Consider the following 18,263-nt stretch of genomic DNA (forward strand, 5'->3'; position numbering starts at 1 on the left):
TTTTTATTTTCAGGAATTCTCAAGCATAAATCAGTCCACAATCACAAAGGTATAAAATTCATACAGTTACCAGAGCGACTACATAATTCTATTAAATAAGTGTAAAAAAAACAGACACCCTTTGTTATTAACAAAGCGCTGGTGTTTTTCTGGACAGGTCATACACTGTAAGTAAGCAATGCGCTGGGAAGCTACAATAATAATGAAACGGTTCTTTGGAGAACTTCAACGCAGGGGCGTAATTAAAACGCTGGTCGCCTATATTGGTCTTGTATGGTTGGTTATGCAGGTTGTTGAAGTGGTGTCTGGGCTGATTGATGTTCATGAAATGGTCGGCCCGACTACCGTTATCGTGTTTGCCTGTCTGTTGCCTGTAGTGCTTTATATTTCCTGGTACTTCGAATGGCATGAAGGCTCCATGCGCCGCACCGTGGCCATAGACAGTGGAAAGCTTCAACCACTGGGTTTCTTTAGCTGGTTTGGACTCGTCACTGTTCTATCGTTCTCTTCCTATCTGGGCTATGACTTTCTCACCAATATAGCAGCAGAAAAAGCAGCGGAAGCGGAAGGTCAATCACAGATTAAGCAAGCTGAATCCATTGCCGTACTTCCCTTTACTGATCAAAGCCCAGAAAAAGACCAGGGGTATCTGGCAGTCGGTCTCGCCGAAGAACTTACAAGCTTGCTGGGTCGCTCCGAAGGCTTTCGGGTTGCTGCATCACGTTCGTCACAAATTCTTGCTGAAAAAGGTCTGCCACCGGTTGATATCGGCAAAAGGCTGGATGTGGAAACCGTGCTAACAGGTAGTGTCAGAGCGACGGGAAGCCGTCTTAAAATCCGAGTAGAGCTTTTGGATACCGAAACCGGCCATACGCTTTGGACAGAAAACTTCTTACGAGAGCTGAAAGATATTTTCGAGCTTGAAAGCGAAATTGGTCGTGCAGTGATTAACCTGCTGCAGGACAAGTACCTGGAGGCAGGCAGTTTTAAATCACTTTCTTCAACCAGTAGTACCGATGCTTATGTAATGTATTTGAAGGGCAGGGAAGAATACCGCAAGCAGACGACTGAATCGATGAAACAAGCACGCAAACTGTTTGAACAGGCGATAGCACTCGATCCTGAGTATGCGCAGGGATATGTTGGATTGGCTGACACTATAGCGCTTCTTGGTGACGGACCTACCCAGTTTGGTGTGCTAGCGAATGATGTTTCTGCAACGCTAGCCGAACAAAATGTGGAAAAGGCGCTCGTTAGAGAGCCAAATATGGCGGAAGCATATGCGATCTTAGGCTATATCGCGATGATCCGAAGCCAATATGAGGGTTCATTGAGTGCCTTTGACAAAGCCATTGAGCTTAACCCGAGCTTAGCTGTTGCTTACATGTGGAAATACCGCGCACTGTATAACTTAAATCGTTACGAAGAATCATTTGCTGCGCTACAAAAAGCGACCGAACTTGATCCGTTGGCAAAAGCGGGACAGGCAAACTTAGGGTGGGAATTATCAAGACGAGGAAAAACAGAAGAGGCACTTAAAATATACCAACAGCTTATTAACGATTTCCCAGACTACAATATGGGATATGAGGGAGTTGCGGATGTTTCGTACTCTTCTGGAGACCTCTCTGAAAGTGTGAGGTACTACTTAAAAGCTGCGGATGTTTCACCAGATGATAATGAACCAATGTTTCGTGTAGTAGATGTCCTTTTAGAGCTAGGGATGGCTGAATATGCTGGCAAACTTGTTGATCGAGAGTCAGACGACTATAAATCATTCTTTTTAGTTAGGGAGGGGAGATATGATGATTTGTTTGATTATTTAGAGTTTCAATTAAAAGTACATCCAGATGACCCCTACTTAACTTTTGAATACGCTTATTACCAACTAATGTTTGGTGATTTCAAGATAGCTTCTAAGTATACAGAAATAGCTTTATCTAATCTTGATGACGACTTTATTTACTTGCCTCATCTGTATTTGCCAGCTATGCAAAACATCTTCATAAAAAAGCAACTAGGTGAAACTCAAGAAGTAATTAGAGCTTTAGCCGAATTGAAAGAAAAGATTTCAGAGACTGATCAGGCAGGCTGGTATCATATGTTTATGGATTACTCAAAAGCTAGAGTTTATTATTTAGAAAGTATGGAGGAGTCTTCATTAGAGAGTTTCGAAAACGCATTTGAGAATGGTTGGCGGCAATGGTGGACACGATTCGATCCAATAATGAAGCCCCTTTTCGAATCAAACGAAAAAGCGCGTCTGCTGTTAGAGCTACACGATGAAAAAATTGAGACTGAAATGCAGGAGACGCTCCTTCTGCCTGAACTTCAAGCTCTTGCATCACCCGCTCAAGACGCGTATTAAAGGGATGTGTGAAAAACTAGCTCTTATTTTTTGTTAAAAGGTTTCGTCTTGTTAAACTTACCGTGAGTCCTGCTAGCAGAATAAGAAGTGTTGTTGGCTCATTCACTACCCTGAGACGTATTCCCTCGTGAACCCGACCGTCAGAAACATACGCACCCAAGGTAAATACATCATAGGCATCAAAGCGTTTCACAAGTAAAGGGTCTTCAACAGCGTCAATTTCACAATTTTCAATACAATCAGACGATTCGTCACGTAGGTCTTCGTATAAAAAAGTTCTGCCGTTGCCTGAAAAAATATCTACTGAAATATTAAGAAAATAGTCCCCAGGCATCAAATCTCGTGGCATGGCGGCATCCAGAAATACCATATTAGGGTCACCATAGGGTGCAATTCCAGAACCGATATAAGCTTCATCTTTAGAATTAAATAACCATGACTCACCAGCAGTATTAGATATAGTCCAGTTTACGACATAGTCCAAACCCAATCCTGCAAAGGGATCGAAAAAAGGAAAGCTACCAAAGGCGAAAAGTTGTTCCCCTTTTTTATATTCCCAGACACATTCGCCAAAGGCATCGGCGTTATATTGTCTCTCAGCGTCGTATTCTTCTGGCGTAGAGAATTCAAGAATACAATCGCTCTTTGGCACAGCAGATAGAAACAGGTCGCCTGAGGTATACCCGAAAGTGGGTGATGTGCCTAAGACGCCAGTTATTTCATCAAGTAAGATGGTTGCTGTTTGATATGGAGTGCCATTTCCATAGGTACCGGAGAAAGTGCTATAGAAAAGACTATCGTCTACAAGGTGAATAGCCTGTGGCGCTGTGTCAGTTTGTCTTCCCACGCCGCCGCCAACAACAAGCCGAGCATCAGCATCTTCAACATAACCTAATGTTCCAAAAACAGTTAGTGTAAGAATTTTCAACATGGTACTGCTTTTCATAACGATTCCGGACTTTGACGCGTTTACTTCTTTTTAGACTACAAGCACGAAATGCGCCATTTATTTACCGCATTAAAATCAGAAAGTTAGTTGGTAGAGAGACAAGGGTTGTATTAAAAGTGTAAAGAAACCTGACAGTGCTTGAGGCTTATGGTGTTTTTGAGGTCTTGGTTGTTTTTGGGCAGACCCCGCACTAAATGCGGGGTGACGAGAGCTTCATGCGGGTGGACGTAAGGTCCGTTCGGGGTGACGGTCTTGGGACTGGAATTTGGTGCTGTATGATTCAGAATCGCGTGGGTGACCGTTGTTTTATGACGCAAGGCTGCGTGCGTTTCGTTACACATTAATATCGGGGACGTTTTGCGCGTGGTTCAGGTATCTTGCTAACACGTAGAAGTAGTCTGAAACACGGTTTAGGTAGGTCAGGCAGACGGGCGGGACAGGATGCTTATCGATTAATGATACCAGTGTTCTTTCTGCGCGTCTTGCTACGGTGCGGCACACGTGAGCCTGAGCAGCCTCTTTGCTGCCGCCGGGCAAAATAAATTTTGTTTGTGCTGGCAGCGTGTCCTCGTATTGGTCTATCCATGTTTCCAGCGTAGAGATGTCTTCGGCTTTAAGGCTGGTGGTGGCAGAGATAGCAAAGCCAATCTGGAACAGGTGGCGCTGGATACTCAGTAACTGTTCTCGTGGCTCTGTTAACGTGTCATGCAGTAAGCTGCCGAGCAAGCCTACGTGCGCGTTTAGCTCATCCAGGGTGCCATAGCATTCCAGCACGTCGGCGTCTTTGCGCATTCTGAGCACATCATCGGCGTACACCTGGGTATCGCCTTTATCGCCGCCTCGTGTGTAAACCTTCATTATTGCTCTTCCTGCGTTTCTTCTGGCTCAGGCGGCTCGTAGCGTCTGATTTGCACAACCATGCCAAACAGAGGGTGATCAAAATAATGTATCTGGGTGCTGATCACCCGCCTTAACTGATCAAACGGAAAGCTTTGCAAGCGAGTTTCAGCGCTGCCATCAACCTCTTCGGTCAGCGGTGCACGAAAATCCAATTTACTGTCGATGTGCAGATAGGGCACGCGATTGATGTATTGCAAAAAGACTTTAAAACGTCCGTCAATTTCCCAGATGGGCTGTCTGTCTTCGTCCGCATCTGTCGCGTCTGACTGTTCAGTATCGAGTAATTCCGGTGGCACATCTTCGCCTTGCGAGGCCAAAGCCAGACGAATCTTGTCGGTTAATGTCAGCGCTGGTGTCTGTGCAACGTTATCTTCTTCTTGTGGCTGATCCTGTATCTCTATCTGGGGTAGCTCAGGGGGGAGGGCAGTGCCATCGTCGGCAAAGAACATCGCGTAATCATTGCCAGCGAACAGTCGGAAGTCTCTTGCTCTGTCTCTATCAAACAGGACCTGCTGACGCCAGCCGGTGTGAAGTAACGGCACGAGGTCGCGACTTCTGCGCATCTGAGTAAACAAGTCGTCCAGTTGCAGGCTGTCTGGGTGTAACAGATATGGTTTAAGACTGTGTATCCACTCTACACCATAGGGCTTGACCGGCAATGCGTCGTGCAACAACCCGTAATCGTAGTCTGGCTCTGGCTCAAAGTAGGTGGCGGGCTTGGTGAGATGGCAGCTGTAATCTTGTTGGGCAAGTAGCTCAGGAATGTTGTTATCCACGTTTACCCATTGCCACCACGCATCATAAAACTGCTGCAAAGATTCAATACGCTGCTGCTCGATATCTGCCACGTCAGGTTCGACTGCCCCTGCAATTTCGTCATCACGCTGATCAACCTCTTTCAGTTGTGTCTTTACAATAACATCTGGTTGTGCAGACTCGTCCGTCTCTGGCAGTTGGCTAGCAATGTAGAGTTCATAATCAGCGAAAATGTCTTGCAGGCTTGGCAGTGGCTCTGGAGGCGTTTCACAGAGCGGCAGAGCCTGATGCAAAGTGCGGATATCGGGTGTTAGATAAGCAGTGAATAAATCCACCGTACGCGCAGTGTTAATGCTGTTTAGACCCGGTGCGAATCTTTCATTAAGAGTATTAGGGTCAAGGTTTCGCTTGAACAGTAATACTTCAACCTCGAACCACCAGTCGCGCTCTTGCGCCGTCGCTGCCGTTATCGGCATGAGCACTATCAGCGCTAATAACGTGAAGGCTAGGTGGAGACGTCCCCGTCGAGCGTATGTCACAAACATCGATTATGCGGCCCTTAGCTGCTTGTTCAGCGTATTAATCAGTTGTTCCGTCACCTGCAGCCTTTTCTCCGCTGAATCTGTTTTCTGAATAACTTTTAAACGTTGCGGCCCGTCGAACTTGTAACGCGTTGGCTCTTTCTGGATCATCTGAATGATAAAGCCCGGATCGACCTTGGTATTTTCAGTAAACTCAATGCTGCCACCCTGTGCCGCCATGTCAATCTTGGCGATACCAATATGCTGAGCGCGAAGTTTCATATTAGCAATCTTGATAAGATTTTTGGCCGCATCAGGCAACAAACCAAAGCGGTCGATCAGTTCAATCTGGAAGCCATCAATGTCTTCCTTACTCTTACAGCTTGCCAGCTTTTTATACAGCGACAAGCGGGTATTGATATCGCCGATGTAATCTTCGGGCAGCAGTGCTGGCAAACGCAGTTCTATTTCGGTCTGTCGCGATAATACTTCATCCAGCGCTGGTTCTTTGCCTTCTTTAAGTGCTTCAACCGCCTGTTCGAGCATATCCATATACAGCGAGAAGCCAACGCTAGCGATCTGACCGGATTGGTCGTCGCCAAGCAGTTCACCTGCACCTCGGATCTCCAGATCGTGGGTTGCTAATGCAAAGCCTGCGCCTAAGTCCTCCAGCGAGGCAATGGCCTCAAGTCGTTTCTGTGCATCCTTGGTCATACGCTTGGGGTGCGGGGTAAGCAGGTAGGCGTAGGCCTGGTGGTGCGAACGTCCGACGCGGCCACGCAACTGATGTAACTGCGCAAGGCCAAGATGATCGGCTCTGTCCATAATGATGGTATTGGCCGACGGGACATCGATACCGGTCTCGATGATGGTAGTACACACCAGCACGTTAAAGCGCTGGTGGTAGAAGTCGGTCATTACGCTTTCCAGTTCGCGCTCGCGCATTTGTCCGTGGCCAACACCAACCCGGGCTTCTGGTACGATGTCGGCAATTTCCTGGGCGGTACGCTCAATGGTTTCCACTTCGTTGTGCAGAAAATATACCTGACCGCCACGTAAAATCTCTCGCATAATCGCTTCGCGGATGAGCTCTTTATTGCGCTGTCTGACAAAGGTCTTAATGGCCAGACGCTTGGCTGGAGGCGTGGCGATAATCGACAGGTCACGCATGCCGCTTAGCGCCATATTCAGCGTACGTGGTATGGGTGTGGCGGTAAGGGTGAGGATATCCACCTCGGCACGCAGTGATTTAAATTTCTCTTTCTGACGCACGCCAAAGCGATGTTCTTCGTCAATAATGACCAGGCCAAGATCTTTAAAGCGCATGTCATCCTGTATCAGTTTGTGGGTGCCGACCACAATATCCACTTTGCCGTCGGCGATCGCATCCGCCACGGATTTCTGATCTTTGCCTGATACGAAGCGCGACATCACTTCAATTCTGAATGGCCAGTCGGCAAAGCGGTCGCGGAAGTTTTCATAATGCTGCTGCGCGAGCAGGGTAGTGGGGACCAGAATGGCTACCTGCTTGCCCTGATTCGCGGCCAGAAACGCGGCACGCATGGCTACCTCGGTTTTACCAAAGCCGACGTCACCGCATACCAGTCGGTCCATCGCCTGTGGACGGCCCATATCCTGAATAACGGCGTTAATGGCCTGTTGCTGATCAATGGTTTCTTCAAAGGGGAAGCTGTCAGCAAATGACTGATATTCTTCCCAGTTGATGTCGTAAGCATGGCCGGGCTTGGCCGCGCGCTTGGCATACACATCCAGAAGCTGGGCGGCGACATCGCGCACTTTTTCGGCCGCTTTTTTGCGGGCCTTTGCCCAGGTATCGTTGCCCAGGTGGTGTAATGGCGCATGGTCAACATCACCGCCGGTGTAGCGGCTAATAAGGTGTAATGAAGACACCGGCACATAGAGTTTTGCCTGTTTGGCATATTCAATACACAGGTATTCAGTAGTGACGCCGCCAGCGTCCAGTGTTTGCAGGCCAAGGTAGCGACCCACACCGTGATCAAGATGCACTACGGGCTGGCCAACGGCGAGCTCTGCCAGGTTGCGGATCACCGCATTTTCATCGGTAGCCTGACGCTTATCCCGCAAGCGTCGCTGACTGACCTTGTGGCCAAGCAGCTCGGTCTCTGTAACAACCAGCAGTGGCGCGTCCGGCTGGCTGAGCATGAAGCTATGCTCGAGCGGCCCTATGGTGATGCCTATGCTTTCCTGACTGCCGATAAAGTCGCTAAAGGTGTCGAACAATTTGGGTTTGATGCCAGACTTTGCCAGTATCTCAAGCAGGTTTTCACGACGCCCTTGCGATTCGGTACAAAACAGTGTTCGTCCCTGTTGCTCTGATATCTCGGCCAATCGGGTTTTCAGACCTTGCAGTGGTGATGTCAGGCGCGCATTAAACGTGACGCCCTCAACCCGCTCAGTGGCGTACAGATGATGGCCAGGTTTTGACTCTTCAGCCTCGCTGCTCAGTGAAATACGTGGACAGTGTTTTAACTGGGCAAAAAGCTCTTCAAAACGCAAAAACAGATCTGCTGGCGGCAACAGAGGACGATTACTGTCGTAGCGGTATTGTTCATAGCGCTCGTTAAGGTCGGCCCAGTAAAATTCGCAGGCGTGTTTTAGGTCGCCATGCAGCATGAACAGCGTGTTGTCGCTCAGATAGTCAAACAAGGTTGCAGTCTGTTCAAAAAACAGCGGCAGATAATATTCGATACCACTGGGTAGTGAGCCGCGGTGGATCTCGTGATAAATGGCATCCTGAGAGGTAATGTTGTCAAACCGTTCAAGATAGCGCTGTCGAAACTGACTGATCGCATCTTTGTCAGTAGGGAACTCACGCGCTGGAAGCAAACGTACTTCCTTAACACTGTCGCCAGAACGCTGGCTGTCTGTGTCAAACAACCGGATACTTTCTATTTCATCGTCAAACAGGTCAATACGGTAAGGCTCATCGCAGCCCATCGGGAATAAATCGATGATACTGCCACGTACCGAAAATTCGCTGTGTCCGGTAACCTGACTGACGTGCAAATAGCCAGCACGCTCCAATTTTCTGCGAAATGCCTCGATGTTCAGACGTTGGCCGGTTTTCAGGAACAGTAGATATTTTCCCAGATAGTCAGTTGGCGCAAGCCGCTGCATCAATGTATTAACGGGTACGATGACCACGCTGTGCTGGTCGGTCGTCAGCTGATACAGGGTTTCCAGTCGCTGTGAAACGATATCCTGATGGGGCGAAAAATGGTCATAGGGCAGGGTCTCCCAGTCAGGAAATAACGTGATGGGTACCTTGCCTTCCAGAAAAAACGCAATGTCATGTTCAAGCTTAATTGCTGTCGGGGTATCCGCCGTGACCAGCACAACGGAGCCATCATGGGCGGTCACGCCATTGGCGATAGCCAGCGCCATGCTGCCACCTTTCAGATTACACCAATGCTGGTGATCGGCGATGGAGGGTGACGATGTCTGCGAAGCCGGCGCGGCGATGCGCGGCAATGTCGGAGAAAAAATACTGCTTGTTGTCATTACTCGTTAAGACCACCGTCCTGCTTGGAACGTTGTCGTAATTGCTGTGTTTGAAGATGAAGACTGGCGCGTACCAGCAGTTCCTGATCTAGCTCTCTGATCCGATTGAAAATGAAGCTGACGTGAAAACGTTCGTCGACACTTTCACAGCCTATCGCTTCGCCAAGGCAGTATACCGCAGAAGCTTCCTGAGTTAGAAAAATTTTAAGCTCGGCTTTGCTGCCTATTTCTATGGCCGTGGCACTATCTACAACCAAACCACCCCCACCGAAGCGAACTGTGGTGAACCTCGCGTCCTCGTCGTCTTGCTGTTGTAGAATATAGGACATGATGAGGTCAATTTTGCGTGACTGATGATTCAAAAAATCCACCAGTTCCTGAGCATGATCGGCCAGTCCGCGCAGAGGTCGTAGTGCTTTACTCTCTACTTCGGAAAGCTCGCTGGCAATACGAAACGCATAAGGCATGGAAGCTTCCATTCCCGCCAGGCTGGGCATCATAAAATCATCAGGCAACAGCTTTACATTGACATTGAGCGAATGCGCAATCATGAAATATTCAGAAAACTGCTGTTGTTTCTCTGCCAGAGTAGGGCTGTCTGCGTCTGCCATAGGTGTCCTGAGTTTGCTTGTTACCACTTAAGCTTACACGTATTATGCGCAGAGCTTAATACTTCATATCGACGGTCGATGATGTTCACTCCCGTGTCGGCATTTATTGGGTTGCGCTATGCGCGCTCCGGTAAAGGCAACAGCTTTATTTCGTTTATCAATCGTTTTTCAGTCGCAGGGATTACGCTTGGACTGGCTGCGTTGATCACATCATTATCTGTGATGAACGGTCTGGAAGCACAGCTTAAGCAGCGGATACTGGGTTTGATGCCGCACGTGGTAACCACCGCCGGACAGGTTCCTGATATAACTGAAAAGCCATTATCAGATCATGTCAGTGATGTTTTGCCGTACATTGAGACAGAAGCCGTATTGCAGTCTCGAAGTGGCTTACAAGGTGTCATGATCCAGGGGCTGGAAGTGCAGCAGACACCGCCCTTTGATTTATTGCGAAAACATATGGTGGCCGGCCAGCTGGATTCACTGAAAGTGGGTCAGTATCATCTGGTTATAGGACGACGACTTGCCACTAAGCTAGGACTGAATATTGGTGATCAGGTGCGATTAATAAGTGCCAGTGCCAGTACTTTTACGCCCTTTGGCAGACTGCCCAGCCAGCGCTTATTTACCGTATCCGCTATTTATGACATTGGTTCGGAATACGATGACAAAGTGGTGCTCGCCAACCTTGCTGACATTGCCCGCCTGCTGCGCTCACCACTTGAGAAGGTGCAACAGTCACGCCTCTATCTTAATGATGCGTTCGACTATCAAACTACTACCCAGTACCTTGACCGACAGAGCATTAACTATGTGAGTTGGCGTGACCGGCAGGGACCGCTATTCGACGCCGTTAAGATGGAAAAAAATATGATGGCGCTGATGCTTATTCTGGTGATTGCCGTCGCCGCATTTAATATTGTGTCAGCGCTGGTCATGGTGGTGACCGAGAAGCAAAGCGACATCGCGATTCTACGGACGCAGGGCATGAGCCGTGAGAGGGTGATGGCCATCTTTTTAATCAACGGCTGTTATAACGGGCTGAAAGGCGCATTGTTTGGCTTGATAGTCGGATTGTTGCTGGTCAGTCAGCTTAATAACATCCTTGCTCTGGCCGGCTCGCCCATAGCATTAGATGCCAATGGTTCAGGGTTACCGATAGATGTGCAATGGCATCAGATTGTTACCGTGACATTGTCATCGACGTTATTGTGCTTCCTGGCGACCCTGTATCCGGCGTATAAAGCAGTAAAAATTGCGCCCGCACAGGTGTTGCGCTATGAATAGCCATCATTATACTACGCAGCCCTTAGCCGGTTGGGGAATACTATGCAAAAGACCTTTATAAGCGCTCAGTCACTGCTTGAAGATTCATTCAGGCTTGCATCACAAGTTTACAAGGATGGTTTCAGACCTAATTTCATTGTTGGGATCTGGCGAGGTGGCGCGCCAATTGGTATCGCGGTGCAGGAATACTTTGAGTACATGGATTCTCCCACTGATCATATCGCAGTGCGAACTTCCTCGTATTACGGCATTAATAAGCAGTCAAAAGAGATCCGTGTACACGGTTTGCATTACCTGATCGAAAACGCTAACGCGGAAGACAGTGTGCTTATCGTTGATGACGTGTTTGATTCAGGACGCAGCGTTGATGCGCTTATCAAGCAGGTCAAAAAGCAGACCCGCAAAAACATGCCTCACGACGTGCGTATTGCCTGTCCCTGGTATAAACCGAAAAATAATAAAACCGATATCGTGCCTCATTACTTCGTGCATGAATCAGATGAGTGGCTGGTGTTCCCGCATGAATTGTCAGGTCTGACAAAAGAAGAGATCAGAGAAGGTAAAACCGATCTGGCGAACGTCCTAGATTTGTTTTAATTAACGATTATTTTCTTCAAGTATCAGGTCTCTCTATTCCACTGACGCAATCCCAAACAACATTCTCGTCGTCCCAGAGCACTCACGTCGTCCCCTCGCAAGAGGGGACCTCCAATACCGAAGAACCTACTTCTTCTCCAGATAGTGTTTATCGTAAAACGTATACACCCAGCTAGGCTTGTAAATGACCAGTAGTGTCATGGTCATGCCATTCAGCATGGCTTCCGGAAACAGCATAAGCGGAATAAGCACAAGATAGTTGTCCTGCACAACCGTCCAGCTATGTGCGCCGTCCAGAAAATAAAAACTGCCTAACAGTGCCATTTTCAGTGCGATCATCAGCGCCCCAGTGAAGAATGCGCAGACAAAGATGTACACAAAGAAATGACGCGGTAATTTATGGAACGACAAAATGTAAATCAGGTAACTCAAACCGATTGGGGTGAGAACTCCCAGCAGACCATTTACCCCAAGCATGGTGAGGCTCTCCTTGCCGACCAGTGTGATCCCCAGTAAAGCTAATGACGCGCTGACGACTGCCATTCTGAAACCGAGCATCAGCGTAAGAGCGGTCAGCCATAAAAAATGGACATCGAGTCCCTGATAAATTCCCGCTCGAAATAGCCACAAAAAGAATACTGATGCGGACGCGCCAAACACCAGATGCTGGGTGTGCTTATTGACTCGAAATTGGTGCCAGTCAATCTGTCTGGCAACAGCAGTAAGCAAGCCACCAAACAGCAGCAATGACACGATTTGTAAAAGTGTCATGTCTGCCATCATCAGGCTACGGTCGCCCAGATGGGGGCGTGATCAGAGGGCTTCTCGATACCACGAAGTTCATAATCGATACCTGCATCGGTCAACGTACTGGCCAACTTCTGGGTGGTAAGAATAAGGTCAATTCTCAGTCCGCGATTATCGTCAAACCCACGTGAGCGATAATCAAACCAGCTGTACTGATCGTCTGTTTGAGGGTGTAACTGGCGGAAACTGTCTACGAAGCCCCAGTCCATGACGGTATTTAGCCACTCTCGCTCTTCCGGCAGGAAACTGCACTTGCCAGTGCGTAACCAGCGTTTCTTATTGTCTTCGCCGATACCAATATCAAGGTCTGTGTGCGAGATATTCATATCACCCATCAATACCACATGATCATCTGGATGATGATGCGTGTTGAGATGGGTCATCAGATCGCTGTAAAACTTCTGCTTAGCCGGAAATTTCGTCTCATGACTTCTATTTTCGCCCTGTGGGAAATACCCGTTTAATACGGTTAGCTGTTCGCCCTTATCGTCAACAAAGGTCGCGATGAGCATTCTGCGCTGGGCGTCATCATCATCGGTTGGGAAGCCATAGCTGACGTTAACTGCCTCACGCTTGCTCAGTATCGCAACGCCGTAGTGGCCCTTTTGGCCATGAAAATAGACTTGATAACCCATATTCTGCACTTCCTGAACAGGAAATTGTGGGTTATCAACCTTAATTTCCTGCAGGCCGATGACATCTGGCTGGTGCTTGTCGATAAGGGCTGTGAGTTGGTGTAACCGGGCACGAATGCCATTAATATTGAATGATACAAACTTCATTAATTAAATGTGCCTGAACGCATAGAGGATATATTTGAAGTCTATCAAAAACGCCAAATGGCGGTCCACATGGACCACCGTTAGGGGGACGGTTAAAATCTGGATTATTTCTTCAATTCAGGATGCAGTGCTTTGCCAAGAATGTGCTGGTCACGGTCGATGACCGAAGATGCCCGGCCAACGATCAACGGATCGGGAGCACGCGCAATACGTGAATCTTTATTTGGATAGGGGAGCTCGTTTAAGAAATACTGCAGACAGTTCAGCCTTGCGCGCTTTTTATCATCTGATTTTATGACGACCCAGGGGGCATCAGCCGTGTCAGTGTAAAAAAACATCGCTTCTTTGGCTTCGGTGTAGTCATCCCACTTTTGCATGGCAACCTTGTCGATAGGGCTAAGCTTCCACTGTTTGAGCGGGTCTGTCTGGCGTTTGTTGAAACGTCTTTCCTGTTCCTCCTGCGTCACTGAAAACCAGAATTTAAAAAGGCGAATGCCACTTCTGACCATCATTCTTTCCAGCTCTGGTGCCTGACGCATAAACTCCAGATACTCGTTAGGTTCACAGAAACCCATGACGCGCTCTACGCCGGCCCGGTTGTACCAGGAGCGGTCAAACAACACGATTTCGCCAGCCGTTGGTAAATGTTTAACGTAACGCTGAAAATACCATTGTCCCCGTTCTTCTTCGGTGGGTTTTTCAAGAGCGACAACCCTGGCACCACGAGGATTAAGATGTTCCATAAAGCGCTTAATTGTGCCGCCTTTCCCGGCGGCGTCACGTCCTTCAAACAAAATGACGACTTTTTCACCACTTTCTTTGACCCACTTTTGCAGTTTTAACAGCTCTACCTGAAGACTGTATTTATGAGACTCATAAAATTGACGGGACACTTTAGTGCGATAAGGGTATTCCCCCGAGCGAAACGACTCAGCGATGAACGCTGGATCGTGCCGTCGTTCGGACAAAGAAAGGTGTTCAGCAGCTGCAAGCTCTGATATTGAGGTCAAGTCATTCTGGATACTGGTGCTGCTGTCACCTGTATAGGTGGATTGAGGTTGTGAATCGCGCATGCTGTCTCCTTTTTTTACAGCATATCTAAAGCGAGAAGGACTGTGGTTAAGGGAATCAGGGTAACTTGATCGCGATCACAAAAAAGGGCGCCAGTGAGCGCCCCCTTTACACAAAAAAATATGTGTTATTGGTCAAGCGGAATGTTGAAGTCTTCATGTAACTCAAAATCGCCTTCGACAGCAGCAAGCTTGTCGCGATCAAACTTGATGAACAGTTCTTTGCGTACGTCTTCGCCACGCACGCGCATGCCGCGTTTCATGTCGTAGATGTAATACCAGGTATCCTGATTAAAGCTGTCTTCGATGACTGGGTGGCCGAGTACGTAAACCACCTGTTCTTTGCTCATGCCGATACGCAGTTGGTCAACGTCTTTCTGATCAAGGAAGTTTCCCTGTGGAATGTCAATGCGATAGATCCAGCTACTACAGGCACTGGACACAAAAACAAACGCTAAAACAACACCGCACTGCAACCACTTCTTCATGTAATTTCTATACCCTAATTTACTGCTTTCGAATAACCGCCTGACGCGTCAGGCACGCATCCTAACTCAGCTGGGTATGACCGTTCAATCAGAAATTAGTTCATGTGCTGGTGCAGCAACTCTCGAGCGTTAGCGAGTGCAGATTCTGTCAGTGTGTCACCGGCCAGTAATCTGGCGAGTTCTTCCACTCGCTGACTCTCCGACAAGCGCATCATGTTGGTTTCGGTGGTTTCACCGTCGCTAAACTTAGTGACAAACATTTGCTGGTGACCCAGCGCGGCGACTTGAGGCAAGTGGGTGACGCAAATCACCTGACTGCATGCTCCCAAGCTTCTGAGCAGCTGACCAACCACCGACGCCGTTGGACCACTGATGCCGGTATCCACTTCATCGAAAATCATGGTGGGGATAGAGTGCTTGGATTTGCTCAAGACCTGAACAGCCAGCCCAATTCTGGACAATTCACCTCCGGAGGCGACTTTATCCAACGTTTCAACCGGTTGGCCGGGATTCGCCGATACCTTAAATAGAATATTGTCCTGACCGGTGCGCGACGCAGGTAATTCAGGGGCAAAACACACATCAATCGAAAATACGGCGTCTGGCATATTAAGCTTGCGGATTTGCGCCTGAATTGCCTCAGAAAGTTTGTCGCCCGCTTGCTTTCTGTTTTCGCTTAATGCCTTCGCCTGACATATGTAGGCGCTCTGTAACTCTGAAATATGCTGCTCAAGTGCTTCCTGTGCGTCTTCGTCACCCTGCAGTTGCGTCAATTCGTCAACAAGTTGTTTATGCAGTGCGGCCAGCTGCTCTGCTTTGACCTGATGCTTACGGGCCAACTCGAGGGCCTTGGTATAGCGGGATTCTACCTGTTGCATGCGCATTGGGTCGATATCAAGCTGTTCGCAATAATCCCGAAGTTCATGGCTTGCTTCAGTTATTTGAATACTCGCTTCACGTAACATGTCGACAATGGGAACCAGAGATTCATCATGTTCCTGCAGTTCTTCTAGCTGATCCAGGCTTTGCTGTACTGCTCCCAGTGCATTGCCCTCATCAGCCTCATAAAGTTGATAAAAACTGCGTTGTGCCTGCTCGAGCAGAGTCTGACTATTGCTGAGGCGCTTATGCTCTTTTTCCAGCTCTTCAAATTCGCCTTCCTGCAGGGCAAATTCATCCAATTCTTCAACCTGATAAGTGAGCAGGTTACGTCTGTCGAGACGCTGCTGCGCTTCCTGTTTCAGTGTATCAAGACGATGTCTGGCGTCTTGCAACTCGCCATACAGCACAGCAAGCTTACTGAGGCTGTTGTGGTTATCGGCATAATCGTCCAGCAGCTGGCGCTGAATTGTAGGTTTAAGTAGCTGCTGATGGGCATGCTGGCCATGGATGGAAATCAGTGACTGGGTCAGGGACTTTAGCTGTTGTAATGCCACAGGTGTACCGTTTACGTACGCCTTTGAACGTCCTTCGCTGGAGATGACCCGTCTGATCATACACTCATCATCAGCGCCAAGATCTTGTTCTGCAATCCACTTTTGTGCAGCGGGGTTTTTGGTAATATCAAAGGTGGCGCATATCTCTGCTTTGGCTGCGCCCTTGCGTACCATGCTGGCTTCAGCCCTGTCTCCCATACACAAACCTAGCGCATCGAGCGCAATTGACTTACCCGCACCGGTTTCACCGGTGATAGTTGTCATGCCTTTTTGCAGGTCAAGATCGAGATGTTTTACCACCGCAAAGTCGCGGATTGCCAGATGAAGAAGCATGGAGCCACCATATGTCTAAATATACAGTAACTGGTAATATATACAGTTTTATTGTTGTGTAAAGATCTTTGTTAGTAAAGCTTACTGCCCCAGCCAAGCTTTGTGCGTAACACGTTGAAATAGTTGTAATCTTTGGGGTGAATTAAGGACAGCCTGTCGGGATTTTTACCGATGCGAATTTCATCACCTGGCATTACCGCCAGTACGACATGGCTATCACAGCTGACCTGCAGGCTGTCGGTATTTTCCTTCGATACTCTGATCCTGACCATGCTATTGGCGTCAACCACGATGGGACGACTGCTCAGCGTGTGCGGGAACATCGGTACCAGCGCCAACGCATCAAGGTTTGGGGTAAGAATTGGCCCACCGCCAGACAGAGAGTAGGCTGTAGATCCAGTTGGTGTCGCAATAATCAGTCCGTCAGAGCGCTGACTGAAGACGAAGTTGTCATCGATGTAAACTTCGAATTCCATCATGTGCGCTACCTTGCCGTGGTGCAATACTACTTCGTTCACGGCCGAGCTGGTGCTTTTCAGCTTTTCGTGCCGATACACCTCGACTTCGAGCAAAAAACGCTGCTCAAAATGACATTCGCCTTCGAAAATGCTGTCTAGCTGCTGGGCGATATTATCCGGATGGATATCGGTCAGAAACCCAAGATTGCCGCGATTGACACCAACTACTTGCGTATCAAAACGAGACAGCACGCGCGCCGCGCCAAGCATATTGCCATCACCGCCGACGACAATCGCCAGGTCGGCACGTTTGCCAATGTTAACCAAATCGCATACGTCAAATCCGTTGCCTTTGAGCTCCTGTGCGACCCGCTCTTCGACTAGAATGGTGCAGTTACGCTGCTGTAAGTACACCAGCAGCGCATTGAGCGTCTCGCTTGCTCCCGAATGAGCAGGTTTGCCAATCAGTCCAACAGTTTGGTACGCCATGAATTAAAGACTTAACCGGGTGAATGTATGACGCCAGTATAGCCAGCCTTTCAGGATAAAGTCATGGGGTAGAGGCTAATCTTGTCAGACAATTTCTTATCGTGCAGTCCAGCCACCGTCCAAAATCATAGTTTGCGCGGTGATGTTACGTGCAGCGTCACTGATTAAGAACGCTGCACTACCGCCTAACTCGTCGAATTCGATAAAGGCCTTTTTGGGCATTGGTTCAAGCATGATTTTGTTAACGACATCTTCTTCGCTGATGCCATTTTCAATAGCCTGCGCAGCAATCTGTTTTTCAACCAGCGGAGTTTTAACATACGCCGGACACAACGTATTGATGGTGACGTTGCAGTCGCCGGTTTCCAGTGCCACTGTCTTAGCAAAACCGAGTAAACCATGTTTTGCCGCCACATAAGCAGATTTATAGGGCGAAGCGATGACTGAGTGAATCGAGCCGACATTAATTATGCGGCCAAAGTTGTTGGCCCGCATGCCAGGTAGAAAAGCCTTGGTTAACAGCGCTGGCGCAACAAGCATAATATCGATCAGGCGTTGCCACTGCGCAGCGGGAAAGTCCTCCAGCTTAGATACGTGCTGGATGCCGGCATTGTTGATAAGGACGTCAACGGGTTCATTCAACACCTCAGGCAGTGCTTCCACCTGTTGGGCGTCACAGACATCCAGACACACGCCCTTTGCATCAATTGTTGATTGACTAAGTTCTTCAGCGCACTGTTCGACGGCCTGTTGATTGATATCAGCGAGGATCACGCGGTGTCCCTGTTTGCCCAGATATTCAGCTATCCCTCTGCCGATGCCACTGGCACCGCCGGTAATAAAAAGTGTTCGGTTTTTCATTGCTTGT

15 protein-coding genes are annotated in these 18,263 nt (G+C 48.4%); 3 read left to right on the plus strand and 12 right to left on the minus strand.

Annotated elements, in window-relative coordinates:
• Window positions 1-202 precede the first annotated feature (202 nt).
• Window positions 203-2,368 carry a tetratricopeptide repeat protein gene (locus tag G441_RS17560; protein WP_051275235.1) on the plus strand — a complete coding sequence of 722 codons (2,166 nt, stop codon included), beginning with the start codon at window positions 203-205 and terminating at the stop codon, window positions 2,366-2,368.
• Between the two features lie 16 nt (window positions 2,369-2,384).
• Here G441_RS17560 and G441_RS0100715 read toward each other — a convergent pair whose 3' ends face one another.
• The 5 genes from G441_RS0100715 to G441_RS0100735 form a co-directional block, all read right to left on the minus strand.
• Complete coding sequence (locus tag G441_RS0100715) at window positions 2,385-3,314, minus strand: hypothetical protein (RefSeq protein ID WP_026374580.1); 930 nt, start codon at window positions 3,312-3,314, stop codon at window positions 2,385-2,387.
• Window positions 3,315-3,650: 336 nt separating this feature from the next.
• A complete protein-coding gene (locus G441_RS0100720) occupies window positions 3,651-4,175 on the minus strand; it encodes a cob(I)yrinic acid a,c-diamide adenosyltransferase (protein WP_026374581.1) in 525 nt (174 codons plus the stop codon).
• Window positions 4,175-5,518: a CsiV family protein gene (locus G441_RS0100725; protein WP_084407228.1), complete on the minus strand. Its 1,344-nt coding sequence runs from the start codon at window positions 5,516-5,518 to the stop codon at window positions 4,175-4,177. The genes G441_RS0100720 and G441_RS0100725 overlap by 1 nt, the downstream gene beginning before the upstream one ends.
• 3 nt (window positions 5,519-5,521) lie before the next feature.
• Complete coding sequence (gene mfd, locus G441_RS0100730) at window positions 5,522-9,037, minus strand: transcription-repair coupling factor (RefSeq protein ID WP_026374583.1); 3,516 nt, start codon at window positions 9,035-9,037, stop codon at window positions 5,522-5,524.
• Window positions 9,037-9,648 carry a PilZ domain-containing protein gene (locus tag G441_RS0100735; protein ID WP_026374584.1) on the minus strand — a complete coding sequence of 204 codons (612 nt, stop codon included), beginning with the start codon at window positions 9,646-9,648 and terminating at the stop codon, window positions 9,037-9,039. The genes mfd and G441_RS0100735 overlap by 1 nt, the downstream gene beginning before the upstream one ends.
• 81 nt (window positions 9,649-9,729) lie before the next feature.
• On the opposite strand from G441_RS0100735, the gene G441_RS0100740 reads away from it, so the two are divergent.
• Window positions 9,730-10,935: a lipoprotein-releasing ABC transporter permease subunit gene (locus G441_RS0100740; protein WP_026374585.1), complete on the plus strand. Its 1,206-nt coding sequence runs from the start codon at window positions 9,730-9,732 to the stop codon at window positions 10,933-10,935.
• A 42-nt stretch (window positions 10,936-10,977) separates the two neighbouring features.
• Entirely contained in the window at window positions 10,978-11,532 is a 555-nt protein-coding gene (locus tag G441_RS0100745; protein WP_026374586.1) for a phosphoribosyltransferase, read from the plus strand.
• Between the two features lie 126 nt (window positions 11,533-11,658).
• Here G441_RS0100745 and G441_RS0100750 read toward each other — a convergent pair whose 3' ends face one another.
• The 7 genes from G441_RS0100750 to G441_RS0100780 all read right to left on the minus strand — a co-directional run bounded on the left by G441_RS0100750 (window position 11,659) and on the right by G441_RS0100780 (window position 18,256).
• Complete coding sequence (locus G441_RS0100750) at window positions 11,659-12,303, minus strand: energy-coupling factor ABC transporter permease (protein WP_026374587.1); 645 nt, start codon at window positions 12,301-12,303, stop codon at window positions 11,659-11,661.
• An 11-nt stretch (window positions 12,304-12,314) separates the two neighbouring features.
• Window positions 12,315-13,121 (minus strand): exodeoxyribonuclease III, encoded by an 807-nt coding sequence (gene xthA, locus G441_RS0100755; RefSeq protein ID WP_026374588.1) that lies wholly within the window; start codon window positions 13,119-13,121, stop codon window positions 12,315-12,317.
• Between the two features lie 104 nt (window positions 13,122-13,225).
• Complete coding sequence (gene ppk2, locus G441_RS0100760) at window positions 13,226-14,194, minus strand: polyphosphate kinase 2 (protein ID WP_026374589.1); 969 nt, start codon at window positions 14,192-14,194, stop codon at window positions 13,226-13,228.
• 125 nt (window positions 14,195-14,319) lie between these two features.
• On the minus strand, window positions 14,320-14,679 hold the full coding sequence (locus tag G441_RS0100765; protein ID WP_026374590.1) for an outer membrane protein assembly factor BamE: 360 nt from the start codon (window positions 14,677-14,679) through the stop codon (window positions 14,320-14,322).
• Window positions 14,680-14,774: 95 nt separating this feature from the next.
• The gene (recN, locus tag G441_RS0100770) at window positions 14,775-16,448 is read right to left on the minus strand and encodes a DNA repair protein RecN (protein ID WP_026374591.1); all 1,674 of its coding nucleotides are present in this window, start codon (window positions 16,446-16,448) and stop codon (window positions 14,775-14,777) included.
• Window positions 16,449-16,519: 71 nt separating this feature from the next.
• Complete coding sequence (gene nadK / locus G441_RS0100775) at window positions 16,520-17,395, minus strand: NAD(+) kinase (RefSeq protein WP_026374592.1); 876 nt, start codon at window positions 17,393-17,395, stop codon at window positions 16,520-16,522.
• A gap of 96 nt (window positions 17,396-17,491) precedes the next feature.
• Window positions 17,492-18,256 carry a 3-hydroxybutyrate dehydrogenase gene (locus G441_RS0100780; RefSeq protein ID WP_026374593.1) on the minus strand — a complete coding sequence of 255 codons (765 nt, stop codon included), beginning with the start codon at window positions 18,254-18,256 and terminating at the stop codon, window positions 17,492-17,494.
• Window positions 18,257-18,263: the final 7 nt, after the last annotated feature.

This window comes from Aestuariibacter salexigens DSM 15300 (genome assembly GCF_000429145.1).
Lineage (GTDB): Bacteria > Pseudomonadota > Gammaproteobacteria > Enterobacterales > Alteromonadaceae > Aestuariibacter > Aestuariibacter salexigens.